Below are 17484 nucleotides of genomic sequence, written 5' to 3'. Positions count from 1 at the left end.
CCCCCGCGCCTTTGGAGCGGCATGGGGTCGAGCAGGACCCTGGATGAGCCGAAGCTAGCGCGGTCCGGCGGACCGACGGCGGCAACGCACCACCGTGCTGGGCTCCTCAAGGAGGCCCTCGCCGAGAAGCTCGACGGTGGGGTTTGCCAGCTTGTGCTTGCTGAAAGACTTTCCGGCCGCGGCGATCTCCCCACGGGCGCTGCGTCCCTTGATGAGCATCAGCTCGCCGTCGTCATCGAGCAGCGGAACCGTCATGGGCAAAAGCTTTTTGAGTGCTGTCACGGCGCGAGCGGTGACCACATCGGCCATGACCTCGTCAGTGACTTCCTCAGCGCGTGCCCGGATGAGCTGGACGTTGTCGAGCTCGAGATCCTGGACCACGGTGCTGAGCCACTCGACTCGGCGTTCCATGGGTTCGATCAGAATGAACTCGACGTCGGGGCGCGCGATGGCCAGGGCGAGGCCTGGAAGGCCCGCCCCTGTGCCGACGTCGGCGACCGTGGTCCCTGCCGACAGCTCAGGGCCCAGCACAGCGCAGTTGAGCACATGCCGCGACCACATGATGGGAACCTCCCGCGGACCGAGCAGGCCATGCTCGATGCCGGTGGAGCAAAGGTGTCCCACGTACCGCTTCGCCAGGTCCAGGCGCTCACCGAAGAGCGTCTCTGCAGCGCGCTGCTCCTGCTCGGTGAGCTCGGGAGCCTCGAGCGACGGTCCCTGTCCGGGGACCTCCGGCTCACCGAGCTGGCCGTCGTTGATCTGCTCGGCGATGGCTGCTTCGCGGTCGTCCTGGGGCTCACTCATGACTTGCTCCTTGGGGGAAGAACCGGATCCTCGGCTGTTCTGAGCTGCGGCGTATCGGACGCCAGCGGCAGATGGTCGCGCTCAGGCCGGTGAGATGACCACGTGGCGGCGCTTGCCTTCACCCTCGGACTCGCTGATGAGTCCAGAGTCGGCGACGAAGTCATGGACGATCTTGCGCTCATAGGCACTCATCGGTTCCAGGTGCTCGTCCTCACCGCGGTCCCTGACCTTGGCGATCGCGCTCTCGGCCTGCTCCTTGAGCTCCTCCTGGCGCTGGTCGCGGTGTCCCGCGATGTCCAGGATCAGCCGAGTCCGCTCGCCGGTGGCGGTGAGCACGGCGAGCCGAGTCAGCTCCTGCAGCGCATCGAGAACCTCGCCGCGGTGTCCGACGAGGTCATCGAGCTCTTCGCCGCCGTCTTCGGTCACGATGGAGACGTACGTGCGTCCCCCGCGGACCTCGATGTCGATATCACCGTCCAGATCAACGATGTCCAGCAGCTCTTCGAGGTAGTCAGCGGCGATGTCACCCTCGTCGGTGGCACCTCCAGCGGGGGGCTTGTCGCCCTCAGCATCATCCCTGGGGGCCTCTGCATCGTCGCTGGGGGCCTCGGCGGCGTCGCCGCTCACCGGAGCGGCTTGACCCGCTGCGGCGGCGCTGTGCTGCTGTTCAGACGGCGCATCCTGCTCGGGGGTCGAGTCCTGCTCGGGGGCGTCCGTCTCGCTCAGCTGGGTCTCGTTCTCGCTCATGGCTGCTACTTCTTCCTCTTCTTCTTCTTTGCAGGCTGGGAAGTCTGCCCCAGGTGCTTTCCAGTCGGCTTGGGCTGCTCGGCAGCGGGCTTGGGCGCCTCATTGAAGGGCGGCAGTCCGCGCGCGGCGCGGCGCAGGTTGAGTTCCTTCTCCGCCAGCGACCCGGGCGTCGGGTTGTTGCGGATGACCCACCACTGCTGACCCATGGTCCAGAAGTTGGTGGCCGTCCAGTAGACGAGCACGCCGACGGGGAAGTTCACGCCGCCGACCACGAAGACCAGGGGCAGCACGTAGAGCATCATCTTCTGGGTCTGTGCGAACTGTCCGGTCAGGGCCGCTTCGGACATGTTCTTGCTCATCAGCTGCTTCTGCGTGAAGAACTGCGTGGCGACCATGGCCACGATCATGACCGAGGTCAGCGCGATGACGTCCCAGCGTGTGGGGTCCACGTTGAAGGCCGGGAGAAAGATGTCCGACATCCCGACGCCGAAGATCTCCGAACCATCGAAGCTCTGGACCTCTGCCGCGCTGAGCGCGCCGTAGCCCTCGGCCTGGTTCTGCTCCTCTCGCATCCGGTTGAGCATCCAGAACAGGGCGAAGAAGATCGGCATCTGCGCGAGCAGCGGCAGGCACGTCATGAACGGGTTCACGTTGTGCTGTTTGAACAGCGCCTGCTGCTCCTGCGCCATCTGCTGGCGCGAGACCGGGTCCTTCTTGCCCTTGTACTTGGCCTGGAGCTTCTGCACCTCGGGCTGGATGATCTGCATGCCGCGCTGCGACTTGATCTGCTTGACGAACAGCGGGATCAGGATGATGCGGATCACGAGCACCAGCAGGACGATGGACAGCACCCAGTTCCATCCTGAGTCGAACGGCAGTCCCACCGCGGTCAGAAGACCGTGGAAGGTGCTCAGGATGAAGGAGACGGCCCAGGTGAAGGGCCACATGATTGTGTCGAAAAAGCCCATGGATCTCTCAGATGTCGTGGCCAGGCGTCATGCGAAAGCAGCCTGCCGGCTCGAGGGCGACGATGGCATCAGTCATCGTCGCCGCGGGGTATAGGGGGGTGGTTTGTCTCTATGATCGTCGGTACTCCACCCTGCGGCCAAATCCTTGCCGTGGGTGGAACCGGGTCGACTCCACCACCGGTGAAGGGATTGCAGCGCAGAATCCGCCAGAGGGTCAGTGGAATACCGCGAGTGACCCCGTGAGCGGTCACCGCTTCCAACCCGTAGGCGGAGCAGCTCGGATAGAAGCTGCACACCTGACCGTACAGGGGAGAGATGACTTTGCGGTATCCCCGCAGCAGCCAGGCCAGCACGATGGAGGGCGCCGCGCGGATCCACCCCCAGCATCCGCGGCGCAGCTCGGCCTCGGTGACTGCCGATGCGGGAAGACCGGGAGACTCCCCCTTGTCCACGTAGAAGTCTCGGTGTCGGACCCAGCCCGCGCTGCCTGCGCGGTGACCCTGGGGGCCCTCGTGGTCCGAAGCCTCATCCGGGTCCGAAGCCTCGTCCGGGTGCGAGGTCTCATTCACGTCCGGAGCCTCGTTCACGTCCGGGCCGCCCTGCGCAGCGACTTCCGCTGGGCTCGCTGGGCTGCTCCGAGCACCTCGGCGCGCAGCTGCGGGTGGTCCAGGGCCGTGATCTCAGGGAAGGCGCGGATCACGATGTCCAGCGAGTGCCCTGAAACAGGCTCGAGCGCCTCTTGGCGCATCAGGTCCATCACGATGTGTCGCAGTCGTCGCTGCACGCGATGTCGCACCACAGCATTGCCCACGGCTTTGGACACGACCAGCCCGCAGCGCCAGGACCGGTGATCCACCGCAGCGTCATCCGGGCGCGGCAGTACCGAGACCATGAGCCCGCTGCCGCCGGCGCGCGACCCGTGTCGCATCGCGGCGCGATGATCTCGGGAGGAGGTCAGACGGTGTTCCTTGGGAAGCACAGCTGGTGACCTTCCTTCGGTGCGGACGATATGGTGCCCTGGATGTCCTCAGGCGTGCACCCGTGCGTGGATGCACGAACGGCCCGATCCCTGATTGATGGGACGGGCCGCGGTGTCGGTCCTGCAGCTGTGCGCTCGGACCGGCTGACCACTTGGTCAGCGTGAATTGCTCTGAATCAGGCCGAGAGTTCCTTGCGGCCCTTGGCGCGGCGGGTCGAGATGATGGATCGGCCGGCACGGGTGCGCATACGGGAACGGAAGCCGTGCTTGCGGCTGCGACGGCGGTTGCTCGGCTGGAAAGTCCGCTTGCTCACTGTGTACTCCCACTTGGATGGTTTGAAGTCATTGGGGCCCCGGAAAGTATCTGCGTGCAGGCACGGCAATACCCTGGGGCGACCTGCCAACACTAGGGGTTTTTTCCATCCGCCGTCAAGTCGGCCCCGATTCGGCCATCAACAGCTGTGCAGAACACTGTGCATAAACCGGGTTGTGACCCATTGGCCAGGGGTTCGGGCTGACCTATGGTGGACCTCCCGGCGCCGGTCGGGGTGCCGAAAGGATTGGGCATGACTGGTCATGATCCCGTGATCCAGGTGGAGGACCTCACGAAGTCATTCGGTGATGTCCTCGCCCTGGACAAGCTGTCGCTGCAGATCAACCCGGCCGAGGTCCACGGCTTCCTGGGGCCCAACGGGTCCGGAAAATCTACGACGCTGCGTGTGCTGCTGGGCCTGCTTCGTCCAGACTCCGGAACGGTCAGGGTCTTCGGCGGAGACCCGTGGCGGGACGCGGTGTCCCTGCATCGCCGCCTGGCCTACGTCCCGGGGGAGGTGCAGCTCTGGCCCAACCTCTCCGGCGGCGAGGTGATCGACGTGTTCCTGCGGCTGCGCAGTCGCGACGCAGGATCCAGGCATGTGACCCGGCGCCGCGACGAGCTGATCGAGCGCTTTGGTCTGAACCCTCGCAAGAAGACCCGCACCTACTCCAAGGGCAACCGGCAGAAGGTGGCGCTCATCGCGGCCCTGGCGGCCGACGTCGACCTCCTGCTCCTCGACGAGCCGACCTCAGGACTGGATCCGCTGATGGAGGTGGTCTTTCAACAGATCATCGCCGAGACCCGGCGGGAGGGCCGGTCGGTGCTGCTCTCGAGCCATATCCTGGCGCAGGTCGAGGCCCTCGCGGACCGGATCTCCATCATTCGTCAGGGCCGCACCGTTGAATCTGGCAGTCTCTCGCAGATGCGCCACATGACCCGCACCACGATCGAGGTCGAGACCCAGGGCTCCACCGCCGGACTCCAGCAGCTCGAAGGGGTTCATGATCTGCGCATGAAGACCACCGCCGGTGCCAGCCGCACTGTCCTGGAGGTCGACAGCGACCACCTGGCGCAGATCACCGCGCACCTGGCATCCCTGGGCGTGCAGTCTCTCGTCGCCCATCCTCCGACGCTCGAACAGCTCCTGATTCGGCACTACGGAGTGATCCCGGAGTCCCATCCTTCCGCCTCCAGCAACTCCGTCTCCAAGACTTCAGCACCATGACGACGGCGCAGGCCCGGTCCTCCAGCAGGTCCGGCAACAGGTCCGGCAGCACCAGCGGTCAAACCCAGGCGAGCCTGGTCGGCACCGGTGTCCTGCTGCGGTTTCTGCTGCGTCAGGACCGGGTTCGGCTGAGCCTCTGGGTGGTGGGCATCGGGCTGATGAGCTTCTACGTGGCCAACGCTGTGCAAGCACTGGTGACCGACGAGGCGGAGCTGGCCCAGATGGCGGGGCTGTTCGCGGAGCCGGTCGGACGGCTGATGACTGGTCCGGCCTACGGCATGGAGTCACCCACCTTCGAGCGCTTCTATGCGGCCGGCTATGTGCTGTTCATCTACATCCTCACCGCTCTGATGAGCATGTTCACCGTGGTTCGGCACACGCGCGCCGAAGAGGCCTCCGGCAGGGCGGAGCTTCTGCGTGCCGATGTGCTGGGTCGGCACGCCACGCTCACCGCGGCGCTGATTCTGGTGCTGCTGGCCAATGCAGCGGCGGCGGCGCTGGTGCTCCTCGGTGCGCTCTCCGGTGGGTTCGCGCTGACAGGGTCGCTGCTGGTGGCCGGTTCCGGGGCATCCGTCGGACTTTTCTTCGCCGCCGCGGCGGCTCTCGCCGCCCAGCTGACCGAGACCTCCCGTTCGGCCTCCGCACTCACCGGTGCCCTGCTGGGGCTGGCGTATCTGATCCGGATGCTCGGTGACATGGCGGCCGTCGAGGGGACCACGCTGTCCTGGTTCTCCCCCCTCGGCTGGTCCCAGCAGACCGCCCCCTACGTCGAAGATCGCTGGTGGCCGCTGCTGCCCTGTCTGGCGCTGGCCGCCGCAGCAGTCCTCGGCGCGTACGAGCTGAGCACCCGGCGCGATCTCGGGGCCGGGCTGCTGCCCTCCCGGCTCGGCAGGTCCAGGGCTCGGCCCCGGCTGGCGACACCCCTAGGTGTGGCGACGCACACCCTTCGCGGCGGTCTGCGCGGCTGGGGGATTGCAGTCGTCCTCTGTGGAGCGCTCTTCGGCAGCTACGCCCAATCCATGGTCGACACCGCCGCGGACCTGCCCGAAGAGTTCCGCAGCTTCTTCAGCGGAGAGACTGTGCTGCTGGGATATCTGGCCTATATGGCGATGTTTCTGGCACTCTTCGTCGCCGCCGCGGGAGTCGGCGGGGTCCAACAGCTGCGTGGTGAGGAGAAGCACGGGCGAGCAGAGTGGATTCTCAGCGCTCCGCTGAGCCGGACTCGCTGGCTCGGTGCGCACCTCGCCGTGATCCTCGGCGGACTCAGCATCATGCTGGTGCTCACCGGCCTGGCCACAGGTGCAGCGGCCGTGGCCGTGCTCGCGGATGAGCCCGGTGATCACTTCACCGACATTCTGCTGGCCAGTCTGCATCAGGGGCCCGCCGTCCTGGCTGTGCTGGGACTGACGTTCGCCGCATACGGCTGGGCGCCTCGGTTCGCCGGGGTGCTGGGCTGGACCGTTCTCGGCTACGCGGCCGTGATCACAAACTTCGGTCCGCTCCTGGATCTGCCGGAGATCTTCTTCGAGCTCAACGTGTTCGGACACCTCGCGCAGTACCCGGTGGAGGCTTTCGAATGGGGTCCGGTGATCTGGCTCAGCGCCATCGGAGTGGGCGGGATCCTCCTGGGATTCACAGGCTGGCACCGCCGAGAGATCCCCAGCGGCTGACCTGCAATGACGCGGAAGCACAGAGTTGTTCCACAGGCCTCTCCACAGAAGCTGTGGAATACTATGGGCAGAATTTCACCGATGTATACGAGGGGAGCAGCGTGCCTGCTGAGTCAGAGATCGATGTGCCGCGCCAGTGGCAGCAGGTGCTCGCAGAGCTCCGTGAGAACCATGGCATCGGAGCCCTGAACCTCACTGATGTGGGACGAGCAGTCCCGCAGGGGGAACAGCTCCTCGGCGAGACGCTGCTGCTGACGGTGGCAGTCCCCCACGAGCGGGTTCGCGAACTGATGCAGGCGACTCTGACTGTTCAGCTCAGCGACGCGCTGCGCACCGTGTTCGGCAGGGAGGTCCTCTGCGCCTACGTGATCGATCCTGAGATGTCTCAGCGTCAGCGCGAACACACCATCGACAGCACCGCTCCCTCGGCGCCCTCGGCCGCTTCTGCCTCATCCACCGCCGTGGATGATCTCTACCCCAGTGAGACGGTCGTCGAACAGCCGCGGCGGGGACTCGCCGCAGACGCGGCGCCCTACGACCGCGTCGAGCGTGCACCGGAGCGCCGAGGCATCGGTTCGGGCCGCGAACGTGACGAGTTCGGTCAGCCGAGCTTCCCGCCCACGGATTATTCGCAGTATGAACGCCCCGAGCCGACGCAGCGCGAGCAGCGCCTCGTCGAGCGCCGTCCGAGCCGTCCGGCCCCGGCAGAATCCTTCACCGCCAGCGGCGGCGGTGAGTCCTACGAGACCTCCCGGCTGAACCCGCGCTACACCTTCGACACCTTCGTCATCGGCTCTTCGAACAGGTTCGCCCATGCGGCCGCGAACGCCGTGGCAGAAGCTCCCGCGAAGGCCTACAACCCGCTGTTCATCTACGGAGACTCCGGGCTGGGCAAGACCCACCTGCTCCACGCCATAGGGCACTACGCCCAACGGCTGTATTCCGGCATCCGGGTGCGCTACGTGAACTCGGAGGAGTTCACCAACGACTTCATCAACTCCATCCGCGATGACGAGGGCGCCAGCTTCAAGCACCTCTATCGCAATGTGGACATCCTGCTCCTCGACGACATCCAGTTCCTCGCCGACAAGGAACGCACGGTGGAGGAGTTCTTCCACACCTTCAACACCCTCTACAACAACAACAAGCAGGTCGTCATCACCTCGGACCTGCCGCCCAAGCAGCTCTCCGGCTTCGAGGAGCGGCTCCGGTCACGGTTCGAGTGGGGCCTGATCACCGATATCCAGCCGCCTGAGCTCGAGACGCGCATCGCGATTCTGCGCAAGAAGGCCACGGCGGAGAACTTCTCCTGTCCCGACGATGTGCTCGAATACATCGGTTCCAAGATCTCCACCAACATCCGTGAGCTCGAGGGTGCGCTGATCCGAGTCACCGCGTACGCCGCGCTGAACAAGCAGGCGGTGGATCTGTCGCTTGCAGAGCAGGTCATGCGGGATCTGATCTCCGATGACCACGCCCAGGAGATCACCTCCGAGCAGATCATCAATGCCACCGCGGACTACTACAACTTCACGGTCGAGGAGCTGACCTCGAAGTCACGCAATCGGACCCTGGTGACGGCGCGTCAGATCGCCATGTACCTGCTGCGCGAGCTCACCGAGATGTCGCTGCCCAAGATCGGTCAGGCACTCGGCGGCCGCGACCACACCACCGTGATGTATGCCGAACGAAAGATCCGTGAGCTCATGGCCGAACGTCGGGCCGTCTTCAACCAGGTCACGGAACTGACCAACAAGATCAAACAACAGCGCTGATCCACCCGCAGAATGACCTGAGTTAAGTCAAGCTCGTCCCTGACACCTGTGGAGAAGCTCCTGCTCCACAACTCACACCGTTGTCATTTGTTGTGCTGGTTGGGATTCAGAGAAGTTGACAGCGTCGATCTCCACAGGTTTTCCCACATATCCACAGGCACCGGTGGAGTTTTCCCGATTCTTGTTAACAGCTGTGGATAAAACAGTGCACGAAGCGGTGCAGAAGCCGACTTTTCTGTGGATAACTGCGCTATGCCTGGGGAACGGCCTCTTGGGCCCTCTTCGAATCTCCACTGCCGGTGCACAGCTGAAGCGACGGCGGTCCACCGCTGGGTGCACAGAGGATCCCGGACAGGGCACGCGAAGGAGGCGGTTATCCACAGATTCCACAGCACCTGTTAACACTTCTGACCCTTAACCCTTTAAATGACAGAGAACAATCACCTGGCTCGCTGAAACGAAGATCCAGCCGGAGAACACCCACCGTCACGATCTTTGAGATCCTCGGCCACGACGATGTCTCAGTCTGATCCTCGGATCCCAGATCTTGTGGCTGATGACCCGTCATGGGGCTCATATGGTGGTCGCTGAGATCTTTGCTGGCTTCTGCCGCGCTCTTGCAGGTAAGCTCGACACTCGACACAGCCACCAGATGCTTGACATTACGCACTGGGCTGTCGATGAGCCACAAGAAGGGCAGGGATCAGTGGAGTTCACTGTTGAGCGGGACGTTCTTTCCGAAGCAGTCTCTTGGGCTGCCCGTTCGCTGTCTCCCCGACCCCCGGCGCCGGTCCTGGCAGGGCTGCACATCACCGCGGCTGATCAGACCGTCACCATCTCCAGCTTCGACCATGAGATCTCCGCCCAGCTGCACATCGAGGCGGACGTGCAGCAGTCCGGGACGATCCTCGTCTCAGGGCGGCTTCTCAATGACATCGTGAAATCCCTGCCGAACGCCCCGGTCACCGTGCATCTGCAGGACGCACGCGTCCAGCTGACCTGCCGATCCTCGAAGTTCACCCTCTCCACCATGCCGGTGGACGAATATCCTGAGCTCCCAGGCATGCCGGAGCTCGCCGGCACCGTGGACGGTGCGGCATTCGCCCGCGCGGTCTCCCAGGTGATCACCGCGGCGTCGAAGGATGACACGCTGCCGATCCTCACCGGCGTGAAGGTCGAGATCGAGGGTGACACCATCACCTTCCTGGCGACTGACCGCTACCGGCTTGCCATGCGAGAGATCAACTGGTCCCCGGCAGACCCCGAGATCTCCACCTCGGTGCTGATCAAGGCCAAGACGCTGAACGACGTGGCGAAGTCCCTCGCCGGGGCCGGATCCCTGCAGATCGCGCTCTCCGAGACCGCCGAGCTGGTCGGCTTCTCCTCCGGCGGGCGGCGGACCACCTCTGTGCTGGTCGACGGGGACTATCCCAAGATCCGACAGCTGTTCCCGGAAGAGACCCCGATCCACGCCGTGGTCAACACCGCAGAGTTCATCGAGGCGGCCCGCCGCGTCTCCCTGGTCTCCGAACGCAATGGCCACGTGCGGCTGCAGTTCACCCAGGACAACGAGGTCATCCTCGACGCAGGAGTCGACGACGCGGCCTCCGCCTCCGAGGTCATCCCCGCCACACTCACCGGTGAGGCGATCACCGTCGGATTCAACCCGGCATACCTCAACGAAGGGCTCAGCGTCATCGACACCGAGTTCCTGCGCTTCTCCTTCGTCTCGGCGCCCAAGCCGGCGATGATCACCGGTCAGGCCGAAGCCGACGGCGAGAAGGCCATCGACTTCCGGTATCTGCTGATGCCGGTGCGCCTGATCAACCCGTAGCCCTGGCAGCCCAGGAGACCATGCGGATCTCACAGCTCACACTCACAGACTTTCGCAGCTACGCCCACGCGCAGCTGACATTGGAGCCTGGCCCCAACGTGCTGCTGGGATACAACGGGGTGGGCAAGACCAACATCGCCGAAGCCATCGGCTACCTCTCCACGCTGAGCTCGCACCGGGTGAGCCAGGACGGGCCCCTGGTCCGACATGGAGAGAAGCAGGCCTTCATCCGGGCCGATGCGCATCGTGGATCTCGGCAGGCGCGACTCGAGGTCGAGATCAACCCGGGGCGCAGCAACCGGGCCCGGATCAATCGCGGAAACCCGGTGCGGGCCACCGATGTGCTGGGGATCCTGCGCACCGTGCTCTTCGCTCCGGAGGATCTGGAGCTGATCAAGGGGTCCCCCGCTGTTCGGCGTCGGCTTCTGGATGATCTCGCGGTGCAGCTGCGTCCGGCGCTCGGCAGGGTGCGCCTGGACTACGAGAAGGTGCTCAAACAGCGCAACGCCCTGCTCAAGTCGCTGCGCCATGAGGGGTTCACGGCCACTCATGAGTCCACGCTCGCGGTATGGGACCACCAGCTCTCCGAAGCTGGATCTCACCTGCTCAAAGCCCGATTGGAGATGCTCACGGCGCTTCGTCCCCACACGGCGACCGCCTACGGGCAGCTCTCCGGCAGCGTCCGCACGGCGCGGCTGAAGTACCTCAGCTCCCTTGATGCCGCGGGCACGAACGACGAGGATCCAGACGTCGAGATGGCCGCTGCCCCGGACACGGAGGGGGCACCGGCCGCCGATGCGGGTGCCGGGAGCCCGACCGTGCCTGGGACGGCCGACGTCTCGGCCCTGGAATCGGCCTCCCGCGAGGAGCTGGCGGCGCTGATGGTTCAGCGTCTCGGCGCAGCCCGGCGGGAAGAACGGCATCGCGCCATCACCCTGGTGGGTCCGCACCGCGACGACATCGCCTTCACCCTGGACGAGGTGCCGGTCAAGGGCTTCGCCTCGCATGGAGAGACCTGGTCCTTCGCGCTGGCGCTGCGGCTGGCCGCGTACCGCGTGATGGTCGACGACGATCCCGGTGAAGGCGCCCAGCCGGTGCTGATCCTCGACGACGTGTTCGCCGAGCTCGACTCCCGGCGTCGACGGCGCCTCGCCGAACTCGCGGCCGAGGCGGAGCAGCTCATCGTGACTGCGGCAGTGGACGACGACGTACCGGCCAGCCTCATGCGCAACGCGCTGCGGGTGGAATCGGTGGATCAGATCAGCCAGGTGACCGTCCATGAACGAGATTGAGGACCCGCTCCACGATCATGAGGACGCCGCCAAGATCCTGCTGGCCCGGATGCGCGCGGCGGCCCGCGGGCGCGGAGAGCATCGGATGCGCGGAATCCCGCGCGGCTCCTCGCTCGCCGGTGACCCGCGCAGCGGCGCCAAAGAGGCCCAGGCACGGGGGAAGAGCACCGGGGGATCGCAGTCCGGGGCGGACCGGCGTGATCCGAACCTGCTCGGCGGAGTCGTCGGGGGGCTCATCAAGACCCGCGGCTGGAGCTCTCCTGTCGCGGTGGGCTCGGTCATCGCACGCTGGGAGCAGCTGGTCGGCTCTGCCATCGCGCAGCACTGCAAGCCGGAGAAGTTCGAGAACGGGGTGGTGGAGGTCCTCTGCGACTCCACCGCCTGGGCCACGAACCTGAAGCTCATGCAGCCGCAGCTGATGGACGTGTTCAACACTCAGCTCGGCCCGGGGATCGTCACCGGTCTCTCGATCCGCGGTCCCGCGGCGCCGAGTTGGAAGAAGGGGCGCTATTCGGTGCGCGGGCGGGGCCCACGAGACACCTATGGCTGAAACGCCAGGCTGCGATATGCCGCGCTCGGGCCCACCCAGTGGAACCCAACCTCATCCGGGCATCCCCGAGATGGTCCCAGGCCGGTTCCCCGGCCGCTGACCATGAAGTCTGGGCGTCCACAGCGTCCAAAAAATGCGATTCTGGGGCGATGGCGCGGTAGACTGGAGCGACGGCCCGAGCGTACCCACCACTCGGGCTGGTCTGTGTCATGACAAGGTCGACCTTCACGACCTTCCCGGCAACTCAAGGAGACGGCATAGCCCGTGACCTCGGCTAACGAGAACAAGCAGCACCAGGGCAACTACGGCGCCTCGGACATCACCGTCCTGGAGGGCCTGGAAGCAGTCCGCAAGCGTCCCGGCATGTACATCGGTTCCACCGGTGAGCGCGGTCTGCACCACCTGGTCTACGAAGTGGTCGACAACTCGGTGGATGAGGCCCTGGCCGGCTACTGCTCCCACATCCAGATCACCATGCAGGACGACGGCGGCGTCCGGGTCGAAGACGACGGCCGCGGCATTCCGGTGGACATGCATCCCACCGAGGGCAAGCCCACCGTCGAGGTCGTGATGACCGTGCTGCACGCGGGCGGCAAGTTCGGCGGCAGCGGCTACGCGGTCTCCGGCGGCCTCCATGGAGTCGGCATCTCGGTGGTCAACGCGCTCTCCCAGAAGGTCCGCACCACCGTGCGTCGGCAGGGCTATGAGTGGAGCATCGGCTTCGGCAACGGCGGCGAGACCACCGAGCAGCTCAGCCGGGGCCCTGAGACCGATTCCACCGGCACCACCATGACCTTCTACCCGGACCCGTCGATCTTCGAGTCCATCGAATTCGACTTCGAGACGCTGCGCGCCAGGTTCCAGCAGATGGCCTTCCTGAACAAGGGCCTGCGCATCACCCTGCGCGATGAGCGCAACATTCCGGGCAACGCCGTGGTCCACGACGAGGTGCTCGAGGAGCACCACGAGGAGACCGAGGCCGAGCTGGAGCCCACCGAGGCCGGCGGCGGCCATGACGGCATCATCGAGACTCCCAAGGGCCGCGTCGTCGTCTACCAGTACGACTCCGGGCTGCTCGACTACGTCAATCACCTCAACGCCACCAAGCGGGCCGAGGTGGTCCACGACGACGTCATCGCCTTCGAGACCGAGGACACCGAGCGCGGCATGGCCGCCGAGCTCGCGATGCAGTGGACGCTGTCCTACTCGGAATCGGTGCACACCTACGCGAACACGATCAACACCCACGAGGGCGGCACCCACGAAGAGGGCTTCCGCGCCGCGATGACCACGTTGATCAACCGGTATTCCCGAGACAAGCAGATCCTGCGTGAGAAGGACGACAACCTCACCGGCGAGGACATCCGCGAAGGTCTCACCGCGGTCATCTCGATCAAGCTGCGCGAGCCGCAGTTCGAGGGTCAGACCAAGACCAAGCTGGGCAACACCGAGGCCCGCGGCTTCGTGCAGAAGGTCGTCAACGAGAATCTCGGGGACTGGCTGGAGCGAAACCCCGGCCCGGCGCGCGACATCGTGCGCAAGGCCCAGTCAGCGGCTCATGCTCGCGTCGCGGCCCGCAAGGCCCGCGAGAACGCCCGCCGAAAGTCTCCGCTGGAGACCATGGGCATGCCCGGCAAGCTCGCGGACTGCTCCTCCAAGGACCCCTCCGAGTCCGAGATCTACCTGGTCGAGGGTGACTCGGCCGGCGGCTCGGCCAAGCGTGGCCGCGACCCCCGCACCCAGGCGATCCTGCCGCTGCGCGGAAAGATCCTCAACGTGGAGCGGGCACGGCTGGACCGGGCGCTGGGAAACCAGGAGGTCCAGTCGATGATCACCGCCTTCGGCACCGGCATCGGCGAGGACTTCGATCAGGCCAAGCTGCGGTATCACAAGATCGTGCTCATGGCCGATGCCGACGTGGACGGTCAGCACATCACCACGCTGATGCTGACCCTGCTCTTCCGCTATATGCGCCCGCTGATCGAACACGGCAACGTGTTCCTCGCGCAGCCGCCGCTGTACAAGATCAAATGGCAGACCGGTCCGCAGGATTATGTCTACACCGACGCTGAGCGTGATGTCGCGCTGTCTGAAGGTCGGGCCAAGGGGCGCAAGCTGCCCAAGGAGCTCGGGATCCAGCGCTATAAGGGACTCGGTGAGATGGACTACTCGGAGCTGTGGGAGACCACCATGGATCCGGATCACCGCACCCTGCTCCAGGTCTCCATGGAGGACGCCGCTGCCGCCGACGAGGTGTTCTCCATCCTGATGGGTGAAGACGTCGAGTCCCGCCGCGGATTCATCCAGCAGAACGCCAAGGACGTCCGCTTCCTCGACATCTGACCCGCTGCCAGCCCGTGCAGGGCGCAGCCGCGAGACGATGCCGATTTCCGCATAAGGGAGAACACCACACGTGAGTGACAACACCGAAGAACCGCAGGACCCGCAGGGCGGGCCGTCCGAGGCCGTTGAGGGCGTCGTCGTCGAAGAGGTCGTGACCACCGACCGGATCCGGCAGATCGACCTGCAGACCGAGATGAAGCGGTCCTACCTGGACTACGCGATGGCAGTGATCGTGGGCCGCGCGCTGCCCGATGTGCGCGACGGGCTCAAGCCGGTGCACCGCAGGGTGCTCTACGCGATGTACGACGGCGGCTACCGCCCGGACCGCTCCTTCAACAAGTGCGCCCGCGTGGTCGGCGACGTGATGGGCAACTATCACCCCCACGGCGACTCGGCGATCTACGACGCCCTGTCCCGGCTGATCCAGGACTGGGTGATGCGCTACCCGCTGGCCACCGGCCAGGGCAACTTCGGCAACCCCGGCGACGACGGCCCGGCGGCCCCGCGTTATACCGAGACCAAGATGGCCCAACTGGCCATGGAGATGGTCCGGGACATCAACGAGAACACCGTCGACTTCCAGGACAACTACGACGGCAAGCAGCAGGAACCCGTCGTGCTGCCCTCGCGCTTCCCGAACCTGCTGGTCAACGGCTCCTCCGGCATCGCGGTGGGCATGGCCACCAACATTCCTCCGCACAACCTGCGCGAGGTCGCCGACGGCGTGAAGTGGTATCTGCAGAACCCGCAGGCCAGCCGCGAAGAGCTGCTCGAGGCGCTGCTGCAGCGGATCAAGGGCCCAGACTTCCCCACCGGCGCACAGATCCTGGGCACCCGTGGGATCGAAGAGGCCTATCGCACCGGCCGCGGATCGATCACGATGCGCGCAGTGGTCAGCGTCGAGGAGCTCCAGGGACGCACCTGCCTGGTGGTCACCGAGCTGCCCTACCACGCGAACCCCGACAACCTGGCCCGAAAGATCGCGCTGCTGGTCAAGGACGGCAAGGTCTCCGGGATCGCGGATCTGCGCGATGAATCCTCCGGACGCACCGGCCAGCGCCTCGTCGTCGTGCTCAAGCGCGATGCCGTGGCCAAGGTGGTGCTGAACAACCTCTACAAGCACACCCAGCTGCAGGAGAACTTCTCCGCGAACATGCTGGCCCTGGTCGACGGCGTGCCGCGCACGCTGAGCCTGGACGCCTTCGTCTACCACTGGGTCACCCACCAGATCGACGTGATCGTCCGGCGCACCCAGTTCCGGCTCGACAAGGCCCAGCGTGAGGCCCACATCAAGATCGGGCTGCTCAAGGCTCTGGACGACCTGGACCGCGTGATCGCCACGATCCGCGCCTCCTCCACCGTCGACGAGGCCCGGCAGAACCTGAAGTCTCTGCTGGAGATCGACGACGACCAGGCCCAGGCCATCCTCGACATGCAGCTGCGCAAGCTGGCCGCCCTGGAGCGCCAGCGCCTGCAGGACGAGTACGACGAGCTGATGAAGATGATCGAGGACTTCCAGGACATCCTGGCCTCAGAGGATCGCCAGCGCCGGATCATCAGCTCTGAGCTGGACACCATCGTGGACAAGCACGGCGATGACCGCCGCACCCACATCCAGCTGGGCTACGACGGTGACATGTCCATGGAGGATCTGATCCCCCAGGAGGACGTGGTCGTCTCGATCACCCGCGACGGCTACGTGAAGCGGACCAAGATCGACAACTACCGCGCCCAGCACCGAGGCGGCAGGGGAGTCCGCGGCGCCCAGCTGCGCACCGACGACATCGTCGAGCACTTCTTCGTGACCACCACGCACCACTGGATCCTGTTCTTCACCAACCTCGGCCGGGTCTACCGCACCAAGTGCTACGACCTGATCGAGTCCGGTCGCGATTCCAAGGGCCAGCACGTGGCCAACATCGTGGCGTTCCAGCCCGATGAGCACATCGCCGGCGTGCTGCCGCTGCGCACCTATGAGGATGCCCCTTACCTGGTGCTGGCGACGAAGCGCGGACTGGTGAAGAAGACCGTGCTCACCGACTACGACACTCCCCGCCAGGCAGGCGTGATCGCGATCAACCTGCGCGAGGACGACGAGCTGGTCTCCTCCAAGCTGATCTCGTCCGCCGATGATCTGATGCTGGTCTCCCGCAAGGGCCAGTCGCTGCGCTTCACCGCCACCGACGAGGCGCTGCGACCCATGGGTCGCGCCACCTCGGGCGTCACCGGCATGAAGTTCCGCGAGGAGGACGAGCTGCTGGCCGCCGACGTGGTGACCGAGGACTCCTATGTGTTCGTCGTCACCGAGGCCGGCTATGCCAAGCGCTCCGATGTCAGCGAATACCGGGTCCAGGGCCGCGGCGGCCTGGGCATCAAGGTGGGCAAGCTGGTGGAGGACCGTGGTGACCTGGTCGGCGCCATGGTCGTCGAGGACGACGACGAGGTCCTGGTCGTCATGGAATCCGGCAATGTGGTCCGGTCTCCCGTCTCAGGCGTGCCCTCCAAGGGCCGTGACACCATGGGGGTCATCTTCGCGAAGCCGCGCAAGAAGGACCGCATCCTCAAGGTCGCACGCAACTCCGGGGTGACCCTGGCCGCCACGGGTGAAGCCGAGGGTGCAGCTGAGGGTGCAGCTGAGGCCACGACGTCGGAGCCCGGGACACCAGGTGCTGCTGCCGGCGAAGCTGAGCGTCCCGCCGCGGTCGATGCAGTAGCGTTGGTCCCTGATGAAGCGGACCGGGATGAATCGGACCGAGACGATGCCTGATGGAGGACTTCAGTGAGCGCAAGCAACGGCGCAGGTAATTCAGGGAGCCAGACGGGCTCCTCCGCGGCGCGGCCGGCCAACCGGTTCCCCGCGCCTCGGCCGCGTGCCCAGGCCGCTGGCGGAGCCACCACATCCCCCCGTCCCCAGGCGGAGAAGGCCGGGGCCCCCAAGCCGCGACCGACTGCCGGGGCACGCCCCAGCGGGCAGGGAGCAC

General features: G+C 65.6%; 14 protein-coding genes. 8 read left to right on the top strand and 6 right to left on the bottom strand.

The window, feature by feature from the left end:
* Positions 1 to 54: 54 nt before the first annotated feature.
* The 6 genes from rsmG to rpmH all read right to left on the bottom strand — a co-directional run bounded on the left by rsmG (position 55) and on the right by rpmH (position 3812).
* Positions 55 to 804 (bottom strand): 16S rRNA (guanine(527)-N(7))-methyltransferase RsmG, encoded by a 750-nt coding sequence (gene rsmG, locus LTH96_RS10510; RefSeq protein WP_241465682.1) that lies wholly within the window; start codon positions 802 to 804, stop codon positions 55 to 57.
* Between the two features lie 81 nt (positions 805 to 885).
* Complete coding sequence (locus LTH96_RS10505; protein ID WP_241465681.1) at positions 886 to 1551, bottom strand: R3H domain-containing nucleic acid-binding protein; 666 nt, start codon at positions 1549 to 1551, stop codon at positions 886 to 888.
* Positions 1552 to 1556: 5 nt separating this feature from the next.
* Positions 1557 to 2519 carry a membrane protein insertase YidC gene (yidC, locus tag LTH96_RS10500; RefSeq protein ID WP_241465680.1) on the bottom strand — a complete coding sequence of 321 codons (963 nt, stop codon included), beginning with the start codon at positions 2517 to 2519 and terminating at the stop codon, positions 1557 to 1559.
* Positions 2520 to 2587: 68 nt separating this feature from the next.
* Complete coding sequence (gene yidD, locus LTH96_RS10495) at positions 2588 to 2872, bottom strand: membrane protein insertion efficiency factor YidD (protein ID WP_370644437.1); 285 nt, start codon at positions 2870 to 2872, stop codon at positions 2588 to 2590.
* A gap of 230 nt (positions 2873 to 3102) precedes the next feature.
* Entirely contained in the window at positions 3103 to 3498 is a 396-nt protein-coding gene (gene rnpA / locus LTH96_RS10490; RefSeq protein ID WP_241465679.1) for a ribonuclease P protein component, read from the bottom strand.
* A 176-nt stretch (positions 3499 to 3674) separates the two neighbouring features.
* The gene (rpmH, locus tag LTH96_RS10485; protein ID WP_083504652.1) at positions 3675 to 3812 is read right to left on the bottom strand and encodes a 50S ribosomal protein L34; all 138 of its coding nucleotides are present in this window, start codon (positions 3810 to 3812) and stop codon (positions 3675 to 3677) included.
* 252 nt (positions 3813 to 4064) lie between these two features.
* Here rpmH and LTH96_RS10480 point away from each other — a divergent pair, with 252 nt between their 5' ends.
* The 8 genes from LTH96_RS10480 (at position 4065) to gyrA (ending at position 17270) form a co-directional block, all read left to right on the top strand.
* Positions 4065 to 5039, top strand: coding sequence for an ABC transporter ATP-binding protein (locus LTH96_RS10480; protein WP_241465678.1), 975 nt, complete (start codon positions 4065 to 4067; stop codon positions 5037 to 5039).
* Complete coding sequence (locus tag LTH96_RS10475; protein ID WP_241465677.1) at positions 5036 to 6709, top strand: ABC transporter permease; 1674 nt, start codon at positions 5036 to 5038, stop codon at positions 6707 to 6709. The genes LTH96_RS10480 and LTH96_RS10475 overlap by 4 nt, the downstream gene beginning before the upstream one ends.
* 290 nt (positions 6710 to 6999) lie before the next feature.
* Positions 7000 to 8484 (top strand): chromosomal replication initiator protein DnaA, encoded by a 1485-nt coding sequence (dnaA, locus tag LTH96_RS10470; protein ID WP_370644436.1) that lies wholly within the window; start codon positions 7000 to 7002, stop codon positions 8482 to 8484.
* A gap of 706 nt (positions 8485 to 9190) precedes the next feature.
* Entirely contained in the window at positions 9191 to 10318 is a 1128-nt protein-coding gene (gene dnaN, locus LTH96_RS10465) for a DNA polymerase III subunit beta (RefSeq protein ID WP_241465676.1), read from the top strand.
* A gap of 20 nt (positions 10319 to 10338) precedes the next feature.
* Positions 10339 to 11610 (top strand): DNA replication/repair protein RecF, encoded by a 1272-nt coding sequence (gene recF / locus LTH96_RS10460; RefSeq protein WP_241465675.1) that lies wholly within the window; start codon positions 10339 to 10341, stop codon positions 11608 to 11610.
* Positions 11597 to 12160: a DUF721 domain-containing protein gene (locus LTH96_RS10455; protein ID WP_241465674.1), complete on the top strand. Its 564-nt coding sequence runs from the start codon at positions 11597 to 11599 to the stop codon at positions 12158 to 12160. The genes recF and LTH96_RS10455 overlap by 14 nt, the downstream gene beginning before the upstream one ends.
* Positions 12161 to 12424: 264 nt before the next feature.
* Entirely contained in the window at positions 12425 to 14503 is a 2079-nt protein-coding gene (gene gyrB, locus LTH96_RS10450; protein ID WP_241465673.1) for a DNA topoisomerase (ATP-hydrolyzing) subunit B, read from the top strand.
* Between the two features lie 70 nt (positions 14504 to 14573).
* The gene (gyrA, locus tag LTH96_RS10445; protein WP_370644432.1) at positions 14574 to 17270 is read left to right on the top strand and encodes a DNA gyrase subunit A; all 2697 of its coding nucleotides are present in this window, start codon (positions 14574 to 14576) and stop codon (positions 17268 to 17270) included.
* The last annotated feature ends 214 nt before the right edge of the window (positions 17271 to 17484 follow it).

It is taken from the genome of Nesterenkonia sp. LB17, from assembly GCF_022565915.1.
Lineage (GTDB): Bacteria > Actinomycetota > Actinomycetes > Actinomycetales > Micrococcaceae > Nesterenkonia.
Note: the sequence above shows the minus strand (reverse complement) of the source record. Positions and strands in the feature narration are given on the sequence as shown.

Coding starts and splice junctions, on each gene's coding strand:
- LTH96_RS10505 (WP_241465681.1), bottom strand. CDS start 1,551: ATGAGCGAGAACGAGACCCAGCTGAGCGAGACGGACGCCCCCGAGCAG.
- dnaA (WP_370644436.1), top strand. CDS start 7,000: ATGCAGGCGACTCTGACTGTTCAGCTCAGCGACGCGCTGCGCACCGTG.
- recF (WP_241465675.1), top strand. CDS start 10,339: ATGCGGATCTCACAGCTCACACTCACAGACTTTCGCAGCTACGCCCAC.
- LTH96_RS10475 (WP_241465677.1), top strand. CDS start 5,036: ATGACGACGGCGCAGGCCCGGTCCTCCAGCAGGTCCGGCAACAGGTCC.
- rsmG (WP_241465682.1), bottom strand. CDS start 804: ATGAGTGAGCCCCAGGACGACCGCGAAGCAGCCATCGCCGAGCAGATC.
- LTH96_RS10480 (WP_241465678.1), top strand. CDS start 4,065: ATGACTGGTCATGATCCCGTGATCCAGGTGGAGGACCTCACGAAGTCA.
- yidC (WP_241465680.1), bottom strand. CDS start 2,519: ATGGGCTTTTTCGACACAATCATGTGGCCCTTCACCTGGGCCGTCTCC.
- LTH96_RS10455 (WP_241465674.1), top strand. CDS start 11,597: ATGAACGAGATTGAGGACCCGCTCCACGATCATGAGGACGCCGCCAAG.